At 43.0% G+C, this 18948-nt stretch carries 17 protein-coding genes; all 17 read left to right on the top strand.

From position 1 onward, the window contains the following. Positions 1-52 precede the first annotated feature (52 nt). The 17 genes from M3204_RS14885 (at position 53) to sigG (ending at position 18602) form a co-directional block, all read left to right on the top strand. The gene (locus M3204_RS14885) at positions 53-1966 is read left to right on the top strand and encodes a stage V sporulation protein D (protein WP_251483131.1); all 1914 of its coding nucleotides are present in this window, start codon (positions 53-55) and stop codon (positions 1964-1966) included. 195 nt (positions 1967-2161) lie between these two features. Then, a complete protein-coding gene (locus M3204_RS14880) occupies positions 2162-3622 on the top strand; it encodes a UDP-N-acetylmuramoyl-L-alanyl-D-glutamate--2,6-diaminopimelate ligase (protein WP_251483129.1) in 1461 nt (486 codons plus the stop codon). 1 nt (position 3623) lies between these two features. Beyond that, entirely contained in the window at positions 3624-4073 is a 450-nt protein-coding gene (locus M3204_RS14875; protein WP_251483127.1) for a hypothetical protein, read from the top strand. A 1-nt stretch (position 4074) separates the two neighbouring features. Next, complete coding sequence (gene mraY, locus M3204_RS14870; RefSeq protein WP_251483125.1) at positions 4075-5049, top strand: phospho-N-acetylmuramoyl-pentapeptide-transferase; 975 nt, start codon at positions 4075-4077, stop codon at positions 5047-5049. After that, the gene (gene murD, locus M3204_RS14865; protein WP_251483123.1) at positions 5050-6402 is read left to right on the top strand and encodes a UDP-N-acetylmuramoyl-L-alanine--D-glutamate ligase; all 1353 of its coding nucleotides are present in this window, start codon (positions 5050-5052) and stop codon (positions 6400-6402) included. A 100-nt stretch (positions 6403-6502) separates the two neighbouring features. After that, positions 6503-7603: a stage V sporulation protein E gene (gene spoVE / locus M3204_RS14860; protein WP_251483121.1), complete on the top strand. Its 1101-nt coding sequence runs from the start codon at positions 6503-6505 to the stop codon at positions 7601-7603. A gap of 383 nt (positions 7604-7986) precedes the next feature. Further along, on the top strand, positions 7987-9081 hold the full coding sequence (gene murG / locus M3204_RS14855; protein WP_251483119.1) for an undecaprenyldiphospho-muramoylpentapeptide beta-N-acetylglucosaminyltransferase: 1095 nt from the start codon (positions 7987-7989) through the stop codon (positions 9079-9081). A gap of 61 nt (positions 9082-9142) precedes the next feature. Beyond that, the gene (gene murB, locus M3204_RS14850; protein ID WP_251483117.1) at positions 9143-10051 is read left to right on the top strand and encodes a UDP-N-acetylmuramate dehydrogenase; all 909 of its coding nucleotides are present in this window, start codon (positions 9143-9145) and stop codon (positions 10049-10051) included. Between the two features lie 277 nt (positions 10052-10328). Further along, positions 10329-11120: a cell division protein FtsQ/DivIB gene (locus tag M3204_RS14845; RefSeq protein ID WP_251483115.1), complete on the top strand. Its 792-nt coding sequence runs from the start codon at positions 10329-10331 to the stop codon at positions 11118-11120. Further along, on the top strand, positions 11068-11802 hold the full coding sequence (locus tag M3204_RS14840; RefSeq protein WP_251483244.1) for a DUF881 domain-containing protein: 735 nt from the start codon (positions 11068-11070) through the stop codon (positions 11800-11802). Before M3204_RS14845 ends, M3204_RS14840 begins: the two co-directional genes overlap by 53 nt. Before the next feature lie 138 nt (positions 11803-11940). Next, positions 11941-12672, top strand: a complete 732-nt coding sequence (locus tag M3204_RS14835) for a DUF881 domain-containing protein (RefSeq protein ID WP_435367727.1) — start codon at positions 11941-11943, stop codon at positions 12670-12672. 2 nt (positions 12673-12674) lie between these two features. Beyond that, positions 12675-13025, top strand: a complete 351-nt coding sequence (locus M3204_RS14830; RefSeq protein WP_251483113.1) for a small basic family protein — start codon at positions 12675-12677, stop codon at positions 13023-13025. A gap of 136 nt (positions 13026-13161) precedes the next feature. Further along, positions 13162-14445, top strand: a complete 1284-nt coding sequence (gene ftsA / locus M3204_RS14825; protein WP_251483111.1) for a cell division protein FtsA — start codon at positions 13162-13164, stop codon at positions 14443-14445. Positions 14446-14485: 40 nt separating this feature from the next. After that, on the top strand, positions 14486-15628 hold the full coding sequence (gene ftsZ, locus M3204_RS14820; RefSeq protein WP_251483108.1) for a cell division protein FtsZ: 1143 nt from the start codon (positions 14486-14488) through the stop codon (positions 15626-15628). A gap of 326 nt (positions 15629-15954) precedes the next feature. Continuing rightward, positions 15955-16893: a sigma-E processing peptidase SpoIIGA gene (gene spoIIGA, locus M3204_RS14815; RefSeq protein ID WP_251483106.1), complete on the top strand. Its 939-nt coding sequence runs from the start codon at positions 15955-15957 to the stop codon at positions 16891-16893. A gap of 44 nt (positions 16894-16937) precedes the next feature. Beyond that, positions 16938-17657 (top strand): RNA polymerase sporulation sigma factor SigE, encoded by a 720-nt coding sequence (gene sigE / locus M3204_RS14810; protein ID WP_214735922.1) that lies wholly within the window; start codon positions 16938-16940, stop codon positions 17655-17657. 165 nt (positions 17658-17822) lie between these two features. Next, on the top strand, positions 17823-18602 hold the full coding sequence (sigG, locus tag M3204_RS14805; RefSeq protein ID WP_023614979.1) for an RNA polymerase sporulation sigma factor SigG: 780 nt from the start codon (positions 17823-17825) through the stop codon (positions 18600-18602). The last annotated feature ends 346 nt before the right edge of the window (positions 18603-18948 follow it).

Below are 18948 nucleotides of genomic sequence, written 5' to 3'. Positions count from 1 at the left end.
AGCCAACAAAAAAATGGAGCGGGAATTATTTTAAAGGAGGTTCGTTCATTATATGCGTGTTTCAAATGTGACCGTGAGAAAGCGGCTGGCGCTGGTTTTAATAATCGGGATTCTGGTGTTTTTCATTATAGATGTTCGCCTTGGCTATGTTCAATTCATGCTCGGTGATTTCTTGACTGGAAAGGCAAAGGATTCTTGGAGCAGGAATGTCCCATTTGAACCGCAGCGCGGAGAAATCATGGACAGGAATGGGGTAGCCCTCGCAACGAATATCAGTGCGCCCACTGTATATGTTGTTCCGCGGCAGGTTGAAGATCCTGCAGCCACTGCTGAAATTTTGGCGAAGGCATTAAACATGCCGAAGGAAAAGGTTTATCAACATATCACGAAAAAAGCAATGATTGAAAGGATTCCAGAAGGCAGGAAAATCTCGCATGAGAAAGCGAAGGAAATCAGGGCGCTGGATATAAAGGGTGTATATATCGGCGAAGATTCGAAACGCCATTATCCTTACGGAAGCTATCTTTCCCATGTTCTTGGATTTGCGGGGGTCGACAACCAGGGGTTGATGGGTTTGGAGCTGTATTATGATAAACAATTGAAAGGCGCGAAAGGGTCCGTTCAATTTTATGCAGATGCAAAACAGCAGCGTATGAACAATATGGCTGATGATTATGAGCCGCCAGTGGACGGGCTGGATTTAAAGCTTACAATCGACAGCAGGGTGCAGACGATTGTCGAGCGGGAGCTTGATATTGCCCAGGCGAAATATAATCCAGACGGAATAATCGCGATCGCCATGAATCCGAATAACGGGGAGATCCTGGCGATGTCAAGCAGGCCGGACTTTGATCCTGCTAACTTCAGAAATGTCCCGCCGGAAGTTTACAACCGAAACCTGCCGATTTGGAGTACGTATGAACCTGGTTCTACTTTTAAAATCGTCACCCTGGCAGCTGCGCTTCAGGAAGGAAAAGTCGACCTGGAAAAAGACCACTTCCATGATTCAGGATCCGTTGAAGTGGCAGGGGCTCGTATCCGCTGCTGGAAAAAGGGCGGGCATGGCAGCCAGTCTTTCTTGGAAGTTGTTGAAAATTCATGTAACCCAGGCTTTGTCGAGCTTGGTGATAGACTTGGAAAAGAAACACTTTTTAAATATGTAAAGGATTTTGGGTTCGGACAGAAAACAGGCATTGACCTTCAGGGTGAAGGTAAAGGGATTATGTTCAATCTTGATAGAGTAGGGCCGGTCGAACAGGCAACGACTGCATTTGGTCAGGGGGTATCCGTGACGCCGATCCAGCAAGTTGCTGCGGTCTCCGCGGCAGTGAATGGAGGTATTTTATATACACCGTATATCGCAAAAGAACTTATTGATCCGCTTACAGGAGAGATTGTCATGAAGAAATCACCTGAAGCAAAAAGAAGGGTGATTTCAGAGGAAACCTCAAAAGAAATCAGGCACGCGCTTGAAAGTGTCGTTGCCAGGGGTTCGGGGAAAAATGCATATGTAGACTCATACAGGGTAGGAGGCAAGACTGGAACAGCACAGAAAGCCAAGGATGGAAGATATCTGGAAAATAACCATATCGTCTCATTCATCGGGTTTGCCCCGGCGGATAATCCGCAAATTGTCATCTATGTAGCTGTTGACAATCCGAAAGGCACTGTCCAGTTCGGCGGTGTCGTAGCTGCACCAATCGTCGGAGATATGATGGAAGACAGCTTGCGGGCGATGGAAGTGCCACCGAGGAAAGACCAGATTGAAAAAGAACTAACCTGGCTTGATACCCCACTGGTAGAAGTCCCTGATTTAATTGGCATGACAAAGAAAGACCTGCAGCAGCAGCTCATCAATTTCAAACTTGATGTAGCCGGTGAAGGCGAAAAGGTAGTGAAGCAGCTTCCGTCTCCAGGAGTGAAGATAAAAGAAGGAGCCACAATCCGAGTTTATATGAATGACTAGAAGAGTTAATTTTAAAGAAGGGCGGCGTGAGGATTAAATATCCGCCGCCCGCTTTTCTATGTTCATACTTGGTTACATTGAAATTAAAATTTACAGACTAAAAAAGGGCTCGGACTTTTCATCTCAACAATGGCTAATTTAAGCCTAATCATGTAAAATAAGAGTCGCCATGTTGTTTGAGAGGATTTGATAAATATGAAATTACACGAATTGATTGGTTATTTGCACCCGTTCGTGGATTACAAGGGAGAAAATCCCGAAATTACTTCAATTGAAAATGATAACCGCAGGGTGACTACTGGAAGTTTATTCATATGCATTAAGGGCTATACAGTAGATGGTCATGACTTTGCCGGATCTGCGGTTAAAAATGGAGCCTCTGCCGTACTTGCTGAAAGAGAGCTTCCATTAAATGTTCCTGTTATCGTTGTAAAGGATACTGTACGGGCGATGGCGGTACTTGCTGATGCTTTTTACGGACAGCCAAGCCAGAAACTCCATATGATTGGGATCACCGGTACGAATGGGAAGACGACGACAGCCCATATCATTGAAAAGATTTTTACAGATGCAGGCCAGAAGACAGGCCAGATTGGCACGATGTACACAAAAATCGGCGACCAAATTTTTGAGGTGAAAAATACTACACCTGAAAGCCTTACACTGCAAAAAACATTTAATAAAATGGTAGACGAACAAGTCGAGACTGCTGTTATGGAAGTGTCATCCCATGCGCTGGTATATGGCCGCGTCCACGGTACTGACTATAATGTAGCGGTGTTTACAAACCTTACTCAGGATCATCTTGATTACCATAAAACGATGGAAGAATACAGGAAAGCGAAGGGATTGCTTTTCTCCCAGCTAGGGAATGCGTTCAACCATGAAAATCCAAAGTTTGCTGTCCTGAATACAGATGATCCTGCTAGTGAAGAATTTGCTATGCTCACATCGGCTCACATTCTCACATATGGCATCGACAACCATGCTGATCTTCAGGCGACGAATATCGCCATGACCGCAAGCGGAACATCGTTTGATCTCATCAGTCCATTTGGTGTCCGTACCGTCAATATCCAGCTTATCGGAAAGTTCAGTATATATAACGTTCTTGCAAGCATAGGGGCAGCTTTGGTTTCAGGTATTCCATTAGAAAAAGTCATTGCTTCTGTAGAGAGTGTTAATGGTGTTTCAGGGCGTTTCGAAGTTGTAGATGCGGGGCAGGATTTTTCCGTAATCGTCGACTATGCCCATACTCCTGACAGCCTTGAAAATGTACTCAAGACTGTACAGCAGTTTGCACAGGAACGGATCTTTTGTATAGTTGGCTGCGGCGGAGACCGTGACCGTACGAAGCGGCCATTAATGGCGAAAATCGCTTGTGAATATGCTTCGGATGCGATTTTTACGTCTGATAACCCACGAAGTGAAGATCCAGAACAGATACTCAAGGATATGGAAGAAGGAGTCAAAGGCGAGGTATATACTTCGATTGTCGACCGGAAGGAAGCCATCAAGCATGCCGTCAGCAATGCAAAGGCCGGCGATGTAATCTTGATTGCCGGAAAGGGCCATGAAACCTACCAGCAAATCGGTGACAGGACATTTGAATTTGATGACAGGATTGTAGCTCGCGAGGCGATAGAGGAGAGGTAATATGCTGACATATCAGGACGTTTCAAGTCTTTTTTCCAAGACTACTGGAATCAATGATGAAAATATCCGCTTTCACACTGTAAGCTGCCTTGCAGGTGTGAAACAGCCAAGAGGCCTGTTTGTCCCGGTATCAAAAGATTCTGGTACACTGCAGGAGGCGATTTCGAACGGAGCTGTTGCAGCTATCTGGCCTGAAACCGAGCCGGTTCCGGCTTACACACCCAACCATTTCCCTATATTTTACGCAAAAGACATATTGAAAGGCATAGAGAAAATCATGAAATCATACTATAACTATTTAAACCAACACGTAGACATTAAAGAGAAAACGCAATTCATTTCCCACAACAAAGGACTTCTTAATGAAACAGATCCATCATATGATATAGCTGTAATGGCTGAAAACATCAATCATTTCGGAAGCGATCAGACTAAGGCGGGTGAGGAATAGAATGCTGGAGCAAGTTATCTTTTTCACAATATTAATGGGCTTCTTAATTACGGTTTTGCTTTCTCCAGTTTTTATTCCATTCTTAAGAAGGCTTAAATTTGGCCAGAGCATCAGGGAAGAAGGGCCGAAATCGCATCAGAAAAAAACAGGTACGCCAACAATGGGCGGCATCATGATCTTGGTGTCGATCACGGTGACCACACTGGTTATGACGGGGAAGTTTTCACAGCCAACCGTTGAAACTTACCTGCTGCTTTTTGTAACATTAGGTTTTGGACTGCTTGGTTTTATGGATGATTTTATCAAGGTTGTCATGAAACGTAACCTTGGATTGACTTCTAAGCAAAAGCTGCTTGGCCAAATTATTATTTCCGTTATTTTTTATTTTATATTTAAGCAAAGTGAACTTTCTACAGAAGTCAGCATACCTCTAACGGATTACTCATTTGATCTCGGATGGGGATATGTCCTGTTCATCGTTTTCTGGATGGTCGGGTTTTCCAATGCTGTTAACCTGACGGACGGGCTTGACGGGCTGGTATCTGGTACAGCTGCGATTGCGTTTGGTGCATTTGCCGTGCTTGCCTGGAACCAGTCTCAATATGAACTTTCGATCTTTTCAGTTGCTGTGGTAGGCGCTGTCTTAGGTTTCCTGGTATTTAATGCGCACCCTGCGAAGGTGTTCATGGGTGACACAGGTTCGCTTGCGCTAGGCGGCGCGATCGCAACCGTCGCGATACTGGCTAAGCTTGAAATTATTCTAATTATCATTGGCGGTATTTTCGTAATCGAAACTTTGTCCGTTATCCTGCAGGTAATTTCATTCAAGACAACGGGGAAGAGGATTTTCAGGATGAGTCCGCTTCATCACCATTACGAATTGATTGGCTGGTCTGAATGGCGTGTAGTCGTGACATTCTGGACAGTTGGCCTGTTATTCGCAATTCTTGGAATTTATATTGAGGTGTGGATTTAGATGAAACATATCAAAACATATCAACATAAAAAAATACTTGTACTTGGCCTGGCCAAGAGTGGAGTGAGCGCTGCTGCTCTGCTACATAAACTGGGAGCTTTTGTAACTGTCAATGACAGCAAGCCCTTGTCTGAAAACCCTGAAGCGCAAGGATTGCTTGAACAGGGAATCAAGGTTGTTTGCGGAAGCCACCCGATTGAACTGATGGATGAGGGATTTGAGCTTGTCGTAAAAAATCCCGGTATTCCTTACTATAATCCAATGATTCAAAAAGCCATTGAAAAAGAAATCCCAATCATTACCGAAGTTGAACTCGCATACCAGATTTCAGAAGCTCCTTTGGTCGGAATCACAGGAACGAATGGCAAGACAACTACGACAACGCTTATCTATGAAATGTTACATGCGGGACATAAGAAGCCATTAATTGCCGGCAACATTGGAACAGTAGCATCAGGTGTCGCACAGGAAGCAACACAGGAAAATACTATCGTCATTGAACTATCTTCATTTCAATTAATGGGAATCGATCAGTTCAAGCCGCGCATTGCCATCATTACTAACCTGTACGATGCCCATCTTGATTACCACGGAACGAGGGCAGAATATATAGAAGCCAAGGCTCGAATTACGATGAATCAAACTGAAGAAGATTACTTTATTGTGAATGCAGACCAGGACGAGGTCATGGAAATTGCCCGTAATTCGCGTGCACAGATTGTTCCTTTTTCTACAAAGAAGGTATTGGATAGCGGTGCTTATGTAAAGGACGGCTGGGTATGCTTCAATGGAGAACAGATCATTGAAACAAAGGATATTGTCCTGCCTGGCAAACATAATCTTGAGAATATTTTGTCTGCAATAGCAGCGACAATCCTTTCTGGTGCTGATAAAGAAGGCATCGTTGAAATTTTGACTTCCTTTGCCGGCGTCCGCCACAGGCTGCAATTCGTCAGCAGTGTGGAAGGCCGCAAATTTTACAATGATTCAAAAGCAACTAACATCCTAGCTACCGAAAATGCACTGGCTGCCTTCGATGCACCGATCGTCTTGCTAGCAGGAGGACTTGACAGGGGCAATTCGTTTGATGAACTAGTTCCATCGTTAAAGAATGTGAAAGTATTGATCACCTTTGGCGAAACTGCTGAGAAAGTTGGACAGGCTGGACGTGTTGCAGGAATAAAAACGGTTTTGCGGGTCGATAATGTGGAAAAAGCCGTTCCCGTGGCAATTGAACATTCAGAACCCGGCGATGTTATCTTGCTCTCGCCTGCTTGCGCAAGCTGGGATCAATACAAAACTTTTGAGGTCAGGGGAGACATGTTTATCGAGGCTGTGCATAAGCTTAAGTAAGGGCTTGTCTTGAACAGCATGACTCAGGTTGCCTTGGCCTTTTGAGGCTGGATGGGAAGCGGTATATGAGCCCTAAATCATACAGCCGAGGTGTATTGCTTTGCCAACGAAAAAATCTACTCCAGACATATTTCTTTTGATCGTTACTTTTACGCTTTTGGCAGTGGGCTTGGTCATGGTCTATAGCGCGAGCGCTGTCTGGGCGGACTATAAGTTTAATGATTCGTTCTTTTTCGCAAAGCGGCAAATGCTGTTTGCAGGAGTTGGAATCGTCGCGATGTTTTTCATAATGAATGTTGACTATTGGACATGGCGAACATGGGCGAAAGTCATTTTAGTTATCTGCTTCGTCCTGTTAATCCTCGTATTGATTCCAGGAATAGGCAATGTGCGGAATGGTTCAAGAAGCTGGATTGGCGTCGGTGCCTTTTCTGTGCAGCCTTCCGAGTTCATGAAGATTGCGATGATTGCCTTCCTTGCAAAGTTTTTATCCGAAAATCAGAAAGCAATCACCACGTTTAAAAAAGGGCTCGTTCCCTCGTTAGGCCTTGTTTTCGCTGCGTTCGCGCTGATCATGCTTCAGCCGGATTTGGGTACAGGCACCGTAATGGTTGGGACATCCGTTGTCATGATTTTTATAGCTGGAGCGAGGATCAGCCATTTTGTCGGTCTCGGTCTGCTAGGTGTAGCCGGTTTCGTCGGCCTGATCATCTCTGCACCTTACCGGATGAAAAGGATCACGTCATTTCTTGATCCGTGGCAGGATCCACTCGGCAGTGGCTTCCAGATGATACAGTCGCTGTATGCGATTGGACCTGGCGGATTGTTCGGGCTGGGTCTAGGGCAGAGCAGGCAGAAGTTCTTTTACCTTCCTGAACCGCAAACAGACTTTATTTTTGCCATTCTGGCTGAAGAGCTCGGGTTTATTGGCGGTTCATTTATTCTCTTGTTATTCTCCTTATTGCTCTGGAGGGGGATAAGGATTGCGCTAGGAGCACCGGATTTATTTGGAACCTTCCTTGCGACTGGAATCATTGCAATGATCGCGATCCAGGTGATGATCAATATCGGTGTTGTTACAGGGCTGATGCCAGTAACGGGAATCACGCTCCCATTTTTGAGCTATGGTGGCTCATCCCTGACACTGATGCTGATGGCAGTCGGAGTCCTGCTCAATATCAGCAGACATTCCAGGTACTAGGGAAAATAGCTTGCTGTCAAAACATTGGCCTACGCATACTGCCCTTTCAGGTCTCCGCCTGGATTCCGAGCGCCTGAATTGAGAACATCAGACAAGCTAAACATTATAAAAAGTAAAAGGCCCTGCGAGCAGGGTCTTTTATTTGTGGAAAAGATCCAAAACCTATGAATAGTAATAGGAATATAATCCTGTTCATGCTATATTACATTTAAATGACAATATCTTTAAAACCCGTTCAAAAGTTTAGAATATAGTAGAATAGGGTAAAACCGTGAAGTGCCTTTTTTTAAGGCTTTTCACAAGCGTCTATTCCCGTTGGCGGTAAATATATAAAGCCTGAAGGAATATAGATTAAAAAGAGATATGTTGCTGAGGTGTGGAAAATGAAGATTGCGGTTAGCGGCGGCGGTACGGGTGGACACATTTACCCTGCGCTCGCACTAATAAGGGAAATTCAAAAGAAGGATAAAAATGTGGAGTTTCTTTACATAGGAACTGAAAAAGGGCTCGAAAGCAAATTGGTGCCCCGGGAAGATATCCCGTTCAAAGCCATACATATCACAGGGTTCAAACGAAAGATTTCATTCGAAAACGTTAAAACCGTCCTGCGCTTCCTTAAGGGTGTCAGCGACAGCAAAAAAATGCTTAAGGAATTCAAGCCGGATGTTGTCATTGGTACGGGAGGCTATGTTTGCGGCCCGGTGGTCTATGCGGCTGCAAAAATGGGCATACCTACAATTGTCCACGAACAAAATAGCGTACCTGGATTGACGAATAAATTCCTGAGCCGTTATGTCGATAAAATTGCGATTTGCTTTGAGGAGGCACGGGAGTTTTTCCCGGAACAAAAGGTCGTGCTGACCGGAAACCCAAGAGCCTCTGAGGTATTGGGACAGGATGGAATAAGGGGCCGTCTGTCTTCAGGCTTGAAGCTTAAGGTGCCGACTGTCCTTATTTTCGGCGGCAGCAGGGGAGCGAAGCCGATTAATGAAGCAGTCGTCAAAAGCTTGACTGAATTAAGCGGCAAACCATATCAGGTATTGTATGTAACTGGCGATGTGCATTTTGAAGAGGTCCAAAAAGAAGTGCAGCTTGTTGGGAACCCGGATAATGTAATTGTAAAACCATTCATCCATAATATGCCTGAAGTTTTGGCTGGAATTGATTTAACTGTATCACGGGCAGGAGCCACAACGCTGGCAGAACTGACCTCATTGGGCATTCCAAGCATCTTGATTCCAAGCCCATATGTTACAGACAATCATCAAGAAAAGAATGCCCGGGCATTAAGTGAACATGGAGCAGTTCGTTTACTGCTGGAAAAAGATTTGACCGGCCCTAAGCTTGTTGAAAACATTGACCAAATTTTAGGTAATGAAGATAAATTGGCTAATATGAAAAAGGCTGCAAAAAAACTGGGCATACCTGACGCCGCGCAAAGGCTGTACAAGCTTATGGAGGAATTGGCTAAAAAGTAGCCTATTGGCATGCCTTTGCATAAAATAGTTAAAATGGTTTTATCGTGAAAGGAAGGAAATTATGAAGGATCTAGCTGACAAACTTAGAGAATTGAACATTGGTTCTGTCAAAGAAAATGAACCGCTGGCAAACCATACAACAATGAAAATTGGCGGACCTGCCGACATACTTATTGAGCCTTCATCAATAGATAATCTAAAAATAGCGGTAGATGCACTAAAGGAATCAGGTATTAAATGGACGGTGATAGGCCGGGGTTCGAACCTTCTCGTATCCGATAATGGAATCGAAGGAGCTGTCATTAAACTTGGATCTGGTCTGGATGAATTGGAAATAGAGGACACCAAGGTATTGGCAGGCGGAGGTTTGTCGCTGGTAAACTTTGCAATCACCATAAGCCGTAAAGGACTCTCTGGTCTGGAATTCGCAGGTGGCATTCCAGGGTCAGTTGGCGGTGCGGTATATATGAACGCGGGTGCTCATGGATCGGATATTTCCCAAATCCTAGAAAAAGCATATGTATTATTTGAGGATGGCTCTCTTGAATGGTTGTCGAATGAGGAGATGAAATTCTCTTACCGGACATCCGTACTTCAGAAGGAACGCCCAGGTATTGTCGTAGCTGCTGTATTTCAAATGAAGGAAGGCAATAGGGAAGAAATTGTTGCTGAATTGCAAAAGAATAAGGATTACCGAAAAGAAACCCAGCCATATAACTATCCAAGCTGCGGAAGTGTCTTCAGAAATCCACTGCCTAATTATGCTGGCAACTTGATAGAAAAATCCGGCCTGAAGGGACATCGTATAGGCGGGGCGCAAATCTCTGAGCTGCATGCCAACTTCATTGTTAACACAGGAAATGCAAAGGCTGAGGATGTACTTGGCCTGATTCAGCATGTAAAGGATACTGTAATGGAATTGCATGGAGTAAAAATGGAGACAGAAGTAGAAATTATAGGTCGAAAATAACAGAAAATTGCTTTTTGCTGTCAAATTCTGTGATATAATATTTCATTGGATTAGGATGCCTGACAAGAAGAAGAGAGTAGCATAAACATGTTCGTGACGGTGGTTTTTTTTATCTTTATGGTAATGAAAATTATCAGGAAGACATTTTTATGGAACTCATACCAAGGCAGGCATCCGGAAAAATCAGTTGAAATTATCTGATGGCTTTAACCTGAAGGATCACAAAAAAATGTTATGATTAATGGAATGGGTTCAGCCGATAAAGAGGGGATTGAAAATGGACAAGGGGAAAATCGTCTCAATTGAAGACCGGATTCCGAAGTTAAAACATCAAAGGCGCAAAAAGGCAAATCGCAGGCTTATTTTGCTGCTTGCTCTGTTTTTCGTATTGATTGCCGGTGTAATCTATTTTCAATCTCCGCTTAGCAAGGTGAAGAAAATTTCGGTGTCAGGCAACGAGTCCTATTCTTACGAACAAATCGTAGAGAAAAGCGGGATCTCACTTCAATCAAACGTATGGAAGATCAGCAGGAGTGAAATTGAAAAAGAACTGGAGAAAATCCAGGAAATCAAGAAAGCTTCTGTAAATGTAAAGCTTCCTAATACTGTCACAATTGAACTGGAAGAATACAACCGACTTGCTTACATATCAAAAGGCAAGAATTTTTATCCGGTCCTTGAAAATGGAAATATCCTTGGTGAGAAACAAATTGATGAAATTCCGGTCAATGCACCTATCTTAATTGGCTTTAAAGAAGGAAAGGTTCTGGATGAAATGATTGCTTCTTTAGATGGGCTTCCTGAAGTTGTGATCAATTCAATATCTGAAATCCACTCGAAGCCTGTGAAAACGGATGAATATCTTATCAAGCTATATATGAATGATGGCTTTGAAGTAAATGCCACACTTAGGACATTCACAGAAAAAATGGCACATTATCCGTCCATCGTCAGCCAATTGGACCCTGCTAAAAAGGGTGTAATCGACCTGGAGGTTGGCTCTTATTTTAAAGCATATGAAGCAGAGGAAGCTGAGGAAGTTGAAATTGAAAAAGAAAGTGAACAGTAACCGCGTGATCCTTTCGCTCGTTTTCCTGGTGCTTGGCTTCATGGTCGCATTTTCATTCCGTGTTACTCAGGACGAAAGTGATAACAGAAAAGGTTTAACGGACAGGCAGTGGGATCAGCACATTAGCTTAAGGAACGAGCTGATTGAACAGGAAGAAAAGAACCGCGAACTGCAAAAAGAGCTAAATGAAAAGCAGGAAAAGGTAAGGAATATTGAAGCGAACCTATCAAAAGAAGCACAAGTGTTTTTTAACATGGCTGAAGATGCCGAAAAATACCGGATGTTTCTCGGCAAGGTAAAAGTGAGCGGCGATGGAGTCAAGGTCACTCTTGCTGATGGAGAGTACAATCCTGATGAAGAGAATATCAATAATTACCTTGTGCATGAACACCATGTGTTTAAGGTGATTAATGAACTATACATTTCAGGAGCAGCAGCTATCTCAGTGAATGGACAAAGAATATCACATAAATCATATGTCTTGTGCACAGGACCTGTCATAACGGTGGATGGCTACCAGCATCCTGCCCCTTTTGAAATTACTGCTATAGGTGACCCCGATGTTCTTTCCTCCGCTTTAAATATTACCGGTGGGGTAAAAGATCAACTTGTAAACGATCAAATAGTTTTTACAATAGAGGAAGTGGATGATATCCAGATGGATCCAATCCTGGGGAATTGATGTGCTGGTTATTGCCGCCTTCTCGTAACAGGCTTTTTGATCCAAATTCTTAAAATTGTTTAGAGAGGCTTTTTTACCCCGGCTGCATACATGCAGCAGAGAAAGAAAAGGAGCCTAACAGAAAGCAAGGTGAATACGTTGGGCCGACCTACGAATCTAAGTTTTAGCATCATTGCCGCTATTATCGGATTGATGGTCGCCATTCAGTTTCAAACCGTTAGAGAACCAGAGGTCAGGGACACTAGGGATACTTGGCAGCTCCGTGAGGATTTAATGAAGGAAAAGGAACTCCAGTCCAAACTGCTACTTGAAATCAGGTCAAACGAAGAAAAAGTGGCGAAATATGAAACTGAGCGGCAGCAAAGCAAAGAAGAAGTGCTGCGTGAGACATTGACAGAATTAAAGGATGAAGCGGGATTGACGGAAGTCACTGGACCTGGCCTTACCCTGTCGATTGCGCCTGCATTCAATTTGGTAGTCGATGGCGACAATCCGCCATCCATATCACCTGACATGCTGAAAAGGCTGTTAAATGAATTGAATATGTACGGTGCCCAGCACGTATCCATTGATGATGAGAGAGTAATCAATACAACTGTCATCAGGGATATCAATCGAGTTACCAAAATAAACGGCCACTCGCTGAACCGTTTTCCAATTGAAATAAAAGTAATCGCAGAGAATGCTGAGGCAGCTGAAAAATTATACAACCGCATGAAGGTTTCGACAGTTGCTGAAGATTTCTTTATCGATAACCTTGAAGTAAAGGTGAATAGACCTGAAAATGAACTGATTATACCAGCATATCAAGATACAATCAGAATCAGGTACATGGAGCCCGTTAAAAAAGATAAAGGAGGAGGCAGCTGATAATGTGGCTTCCAATAATGGGGTTGATAATCGGTGTGATCATCGGGCTGTTGACCGATATAACAATTCCGGAAGAATACTCAAACTATTTGTCGATCGCAATCCTTGCTGCACTCGATACTTTATTTGGCGGTATTCGCGCACAGCTTCAAAATATTTATGATGAAAAGGTTTTTGTGTCAGGTTTCTTTTTTAATATAGTATTAGCTGCAAGTTTAGCTTTTCTAGGGGTTCATCTTGGTGTAGACTTGTATTTAGCAGCAGTTTTTGCCTTTGGGGTAAGGCTGTTTCAAAATATCGCAGTTATAAGGCGAATATTATTGACAAAATGGTCAACTACAAGTGAAAAGTAGAAAAAAAAATGATATTTTAAAAGGGAAATATTTAATTGTGACGAATAAAGTAATGTAATTAAAAAACACGAACAATTAGATAAGCGTGAGTAAATTGTTGTTCACATATTAGGAATTGTTAAGGAGGTGCCACAGAATGAACAGCAATGATATATATGTCAGTCTTGACATCGGTACATCCGGTGTAAAAGTTATCATTGGTGAAATGGTCAACGATTCTTTGAATATAATTGGTGTTGGCAATGTAAAGTCCGAAGGGTTGAGAAAGGGCTCCATTGTTGATATAGATGAAACCGTTCATTCTATTAAACGGGCAGTAGAGCAAGCTGAAAGAATGATAGGTATGAAGATTAACCAGGTGATTGTAGGTGTCACCGGGAACCATGTTTCGCTTTTGCCATGCCATGGCGTGGTTGCAGTCTCAAGTGACAATCGTGAAATCACGAATGAAGATGTTGCGAGAGTCATTGATGCTGCACAGGTGGTATCGATTCCGCCTGAGAGAGAGATAATAGACGTGATTCCAAAGCAATTCATTGTTGATGGCCTTGATGAAATCAATGATCCCAGAGGCATGATCGGGGTAAGGCTTGAAATGGAAGGAACGATTATTACAGGTTCAAAGACCATCTTACATAATACTCTCCGCTGTGTTGAGCGGGCTGGCCTTGAAATTTTGGATATAGGCCTTCAGCCGCTTGCAGCTGGAGCATTTGCTCTCTCTAAAGATGAGAAGAACATGGGTGTCGCTATGATTGATATCGGCGGCGGTTCAACAACAGTCGCTGTTTTTGAAAACGGGCACTTAAGAGGAACATCCGTAATACCAGTAGGCGGAGACCATATTACGAAAGACTTATCGATTGGCTTGCGTACAACAACGGAAGAAGCTGAACAACTAAAATTAAAACATGGACATGCTTTCTATGACCATGCTTCCGAAGAGGAAATATTCGAAGTTTCAATCATAGGCAGCGATCAGCAGCAGCAATTCAACCAGCTTGAAGTTGCCGATATAATTGAAGCAAGGATGGAAGAAATCTTCTCCTTGGTTCAGGATGAATTGAAATTGATGAACATCAGGGATCTTCCTGGTGGGTTTGTCCTTACCGGGGGAACCTCCAACATGCAAGGTGTACTTGAGCTTGCACAGGATATTTTCCAAAGCAGGGTGAGAATCGCAATCCCTGATTATATTGGTGTAAGAGAACCACAGTACACGACAGCAGTCGGATTAATTCAATTTGCTTATAAGAACGCAAAATTAAAAGGGAAGAAAATGGAAGCTGTTTTTGGTGAATTAGAACCAAAAGAAAAGAGAGTTCAAAAACAGCCGCATCCAAAATCGAAGCCTGAGAAACAGCCTGAGGAAAAAGTGTCAACAAGAATGAAAAAATTTCTTGGCTACTTTTTTGAATAATCAGAGCTAACAGGTAATCGACGAATTAGGAGGATTTGTCATGTTGGAATTTGATACGAATTTAGATTCACTTGCTACTATAAAAGTTATCGGTGTTGGCGGCGGCGGAAATAATGCGGTTAACCGAATGATTGAACACGGCGTGCAGGGTGTGGAGTTTATTGCGGTCAATACAGACGCACAGGCTTTAAACCTTTCCAAAGCTGAAATCAAAATGCAGATCGGTGCGAAATTGACTCGCGGACTTGGCGCTGGAGCTAATCCTGAAGTTGGAAAGAAAGCTGCCGAGGAAAGCAAAGAACAAATCGAAGAAGTGCTTAAAGGCGCGGATATGGTTTTCGTTACAGCTGGAATGGGCGGCGGAACTGGAACAGGAGCTGCACCAGTAATCGCTCAAATCGCCAGAGATTTAGGTGCACTTACAGTTGGCGTTGTTACACGTCCATTCACTTTTGAGGGACGCAAGCGTGCAGGACAAGCTGGCGGCGGAATAGGTGCGATGAAGGAAGCTGTCGATACGCTTATCGTTATTCCTAACGACCGTTTGCTTGAAATTGTTGATAAAAGCACTCCAATGCTTGAAGCATTCCGCGAAGCGGATAATGTCCTTCGCCAGGGTGTCCAGGGTATCTCTGATTTGATCGCCACTCCTGGATTAATCAACCTGGACTTTGCTGATGTTAAGACAATCATGTCCAATAAAGGCTCTGCCTTGATGGGTATCGGGGTTGCTGCTGGTGAAAACCGTGCGACTGAAGCAGCTAAAAAAGCAATTTCTTCTCCATTGCTTGAAACTTCACTTGATGGAGCGCAGGGTGTATTGATGAATATCACTGGCGGAACAAATCTAAGCTTGTATGAAGTTCAGGAAGCTGCTGATATCGTTGCATCCGCTTCAGACCAGGATGTAAATATGATCTTTGGTTCTGTAATCAACGAGAACCTGAAAGATGAAATTATTGTTACTGTTATCGCGACAGGTTTCAATGAAGAAGTTGTTCAGCCAAAGCCAACGAGACCTGGTTTTGGAGGCCAGCAAAAGCCTGGAATCGGCGCAATCAAGCGCGAACAGCCAAAGCGTGAAGAGATCCAGCAGGAAGCACCAAGAAGCACTCCTTCTTCTCAAGGTGAAGATGCTCTTGATATTCCTACATTCTTGCGCAACCGCAACAGAAGACGCTAAAAGACAATCAGGTAAAGGCATAGCCAATCGGCTATGCCTTTTTTGCACTTAGATTAAATAAATCATTTCTCTTTTAATAGCAGTCAACAATGTAAAGTTTTGAACAAATCCTATAGATTCACAAACCAGCAGCCACTTTTAAAAGTAATAATCTGAAAATTGACAAAATCCGAATGTAAAAGTGAAAATCTCTGTTGTTTTGTTGCCAGAATGTGACACACTTCATAAAGCAATGACGATATACTTTTCCGTAACGGAATGATAGAGCAGGCACCGATGGGAAGATTCACCTTGACCGTTTGTTTTTTTAGACAGGAGGAGAAAGGGTGAAGGTCTATCTTGATGTAATTTGGGCTCTGAATCTATTATTTGATGCCTTCCTCCTATATTTGACCGCAATTATCCTGAAGAGGCAGGTCAAGCTTTGGCGATTGGTGCTGGGAGGGTTTATTGGTTCGTTGCTCATTATATTGTCTGTTACTCCGTTACATGCTGCAGCGGGGCACCCGGCGGGGAAATTTATTTTTTCAATTTTCATGGTGCTGGCGGCTTTTGGCTATAAAAGGTTTCGTTTTTTTGCAAAGGCTCTGATGACCTTCTATGTCACGACTTTTTTGCTTGGCGGAACTTTGACAGGTGTGCATTATTTTATTCAATTTGATATGGATCTCGCTTCAAATGTCGCAATGAACCATATCAAGGGTTTTGGCGACCCAATCAGCTGGCTGTTTGTCGTGCTCGGGTTTCCGCTTGCATGGCATTTTTCCCGACGGAATATTGAACAGTTCGAAATGACGAAAATTCAATATGAGTCATTGGCTGAGGTGGAGGTTCAGTTCATGGGAATGGTTTTTAACATTAGGGGTTTAATCGACAGTGGCAACCAGCTTTATGACCCAATCTCTAAAATGCCGGTAATGATTTTATCCATTGCCAAAGAAATGGAACGGATGCCAAGTGATATTAGAAGGATTGCCGAGAATCCGGATTGTGTATTGTCAGGTAAAGGGGATTTTTCTCAGGACCTTGAAAATAAAATGAGAATCATTCCGTGCAGGGTAGTTGGACAAGAGCATCAATTGATCATTGCTTTTAATCCCGAAAGCATCAAAATCAAAACTGAGGATGGAATCTATGTTGCAGAAAAGGGGCTGATATCATTTACCGCCCAGGAACTGTCTGCGGATGGCAGCTTCCAATGTATTATCCATCCAAAAATGATGGCAGGCATGGCAAAGGCTGATGTAACGATTAAGGTAAGTTAATATTACTATACTCAGAAATACATAATTTAGAAGGAGGACAATCAATGAAAAATTTACGGCTTCGGTTATCCTATTACTGGTATAAATTATTAATAAAACTCGGCTTAAAAACAGATGAAATATATTATATCGGCGGTAGCGAAGCGTTGCCACCTCCTTTAACGAAAGAAGAGGAAGAAGTACTTTTACACAAACTCCCTAATGGAGACAAAGCTGCAAGGTCCATCCTCATTGAAAGGAACCTGAGGCTTGTGGTATACATTGCGAGGAAATTTGAAAATACAGGAATCAATATTGAAGACTTAATCAGTATTGGCACAATTGGTTTGATCAAGGCAGTCAATACCTTCAACCCTGAGAAGAAAATAAAGCTTGCAACATATGCATCAAGATGTATCGAGAATGAAATATTGATGTATCTGCGCAGAAACAACAAACTTCGTTCCGAAGTATCTTTTGATGAACCGCTGAATATTGATTGGGATGGGAATGAACTGCTTCTTTCAGATGTCCTTGGTACTGATGATGATATCATCACGAAGGATTTAGAGTCGAATGTCGATAAAAAATTGCTGGTAAAAGCACTGCAGCAGCTCTCGGACCGTGAAAAGCAGATCATGGAATTACGTTTTGGTCTTGGCAGCGGCGAGGAAAAGACGCAAAAAGATGTTGCTGATATGCTCGGCATTTCTCAGTCTTATATATCGCGTCTGGAAAAAAGAATCATCAAACGACTTCGTAAAGAATTCAATAAAATGGTATAGCAGAAAAATTTTACGAAAAAATTTTTTCTTGAATAACATTGATAATCTGCGGTTTTCCTGGCTGTTTCTCCTTAATGTCTGCCAGCCACCCGGTAAATAGTGCATATTTTTCCTTCCTGCGGAGATACTGAATTTTGACAGCAGCTCCTGTGAGGAGGGAAAAGATTGACACGAAACAAAGTTGAAATTTGCGGTGTTGATACATCAAAGCTTCCCGTTCTTAAAAACGAGGAAATGAGAAAACTTTTTAGAGAAATGCAAAGCGGTGACATCACAGCAAGAGAAAAACTTGTGAATGGGAACCTTAGGCTTGTTTTAAGTGTGATCCAGCGTTTTAACAACCGGGGCGAGTTTGTCGACGATCTGTTTCAGGTCGGATGTATAGGCCTTATGAAATCCATTGATAATTTTGATCTGGGACAGAATGTTAAGTTTTCAACCTATGCCGTCCCAATGATTATTGGTGAAATAAGAAGGTATTTAAGAGATAACAACCCTATCAGAGTCTCGCGCTCATTAAGGGATATAGCCTATAAAGCGCTTCAGGTCCGCGAAAGGCTGATGAGTGAGGCATCAAGGGAACCAACCGCAGAAGAAATCGCCAAGGTTCTAGAGGTACCTCACGAGGAAATTGTCTTCGCTCTTGATGCGATTCAGGATCCCGTATCGTTATTTGAACCGATCTATAATGATGGCGGAGATCCAATTTATGTGATGGACCAGCTAAGCGATGAACGAAACAAGGATACAAACTGGATAGAAGAAATCGCTCTTAAGGAAGGGATGAGGCGACTCAACGAAAGGGAAAAGCTGATTCTAAGGAAAAGGTTTTTCCAAGGAAAAACGCAAATGGAGGTTGCCGATGAAATTGGCATTTCACAAGCCCAGGTTTCCCGCCTTGAGAAAGCGGCAATTAAACAAATGAATAAAAATATCCAAAGCTAAGCTGCCTATATGGCAGCTTTCAGTTTGTAGACAAACTCGATGAATATCGAGCCTGCCTACAGTCTTTTTTCTTTGAAAATTAGTCTGTTGATTTCCGTTCCAGGCGCTTCGCTTTCCGCGGGGCTGGCGGTGAGCCTCCTCGTCGCAAGCTCCTGCGGGGTCTCACCTGTCCAGCTGATCCCGCAGGAGTCTGCGCGCCTTCCACTCCAATCAACAGGGCTTCTAAACTTTACGTGAAACTATACTGAAGTATTTTTAAAAATAGATACATATAACGCTTGAGGTAATAAAGATGCATTCAGAAAATTATCCAATCCAACTATATTAATTATAGATGGTCGTTTTT

It is taken from the genome of Mesobacillus subterraneus, from assembly GCF_023715485.1.
Lineage (GTDB): Bacteria > Bacillota > Bacilli > Bacillales > Cytobacillaceae > Mesobacillus > Mesobacillus subterraneus_B.
The sequence above is the reverse complement of the archived record's forward strand: the minus strand, read 5'-3'. Positions and strand labels throughout refer to the sequence as shown.

Bases quoted from the DNA above. Each gene is read 5' to 3' on its own strand.
- M3204_RS14885 (WP_251483131.1), top strand. From the start codon at position 53: ATGCGTGTTTCAAATGTGACCGTGAGAAAGCGGCTGGCGCTGGTTTTA.
- M3204_RS14880 (WP_251483129.1), top strand. From the start codon at position 2,162: ATGAAATTACACGAATTGATTGGTTATTTGCACCCGTTCGTGGATTAC.
- M3204_RS14875 (WP_251483127.1), top strand. From the start codon at position 3,624: ATGCTGACATATCAGGACGTTTCAAGTCTTTTTTCCAAGACTACTGGA.
- mraY (WP_251483125.1), top strand. From the start codon at position 4,075: ATGCTGGAGCAAGTTATCTTTTTCACAATATTAATGGGCTTCTTAATT.
- murD (WP_251483123.1), top strand. From the start codon at position 5,050: ATGAAACATATCAAAACATATCAACATAAAAAAATACTTGTACTTGGC.
- murG (WP_251483119.1), top strand. From the start codon at position 7,987: ATGAAGATTGCGGTTAGCGGCGGCGGTACGGGTGGACACATTTACCCT.
- murB (WP_251483117.1), top strand. From the start codon at position 9,143: ATGAAGGATCTAGCTGACAAACTTAGAGAATTGAACATTGGTTCTGTC.
- M3204_RS14845 (WP_251483115.1), top strand. From the start codon at position 10,329: ATGGACAAGGGGAAAATCGTCTCAATTGAAGACCGGATTCCGAAGTTA.
- M3204_RS14840 (WP_251483244.1), top strand. From the start codon at position 11,068: ATGAAGCAGAGGAAGCTGAGGAAGTTGAAATTGAAAAAGAAAGTGAAC.
- M3204_RS14830 (WP_251483113.1), top strand. From the start codon at position 12,675: ATGTGGCTTCCAATAATGGGGTTGATAATCGGTGTGATCATCGGGCTG.
- ftsA (WP_251483111.1), top strand. From the start codon at position 13,162: ATGAACAGCAATGATATATATGTCAGTCTTGACATCGGTACATCCGGT.
- ftsZ (WP_251483108.1), top strand. From the start codon at position 14,486: ATGTTGGAATTTGATACGAATTTAGATTCACTTGCTACTATAAAAGTT.
- sigE (WP_214735922.1), top strand. From the start codon at position 16,938: ATGAAAAATTTACGGCTTCGGTTATCCTATTACTGGTATAAATTATTA.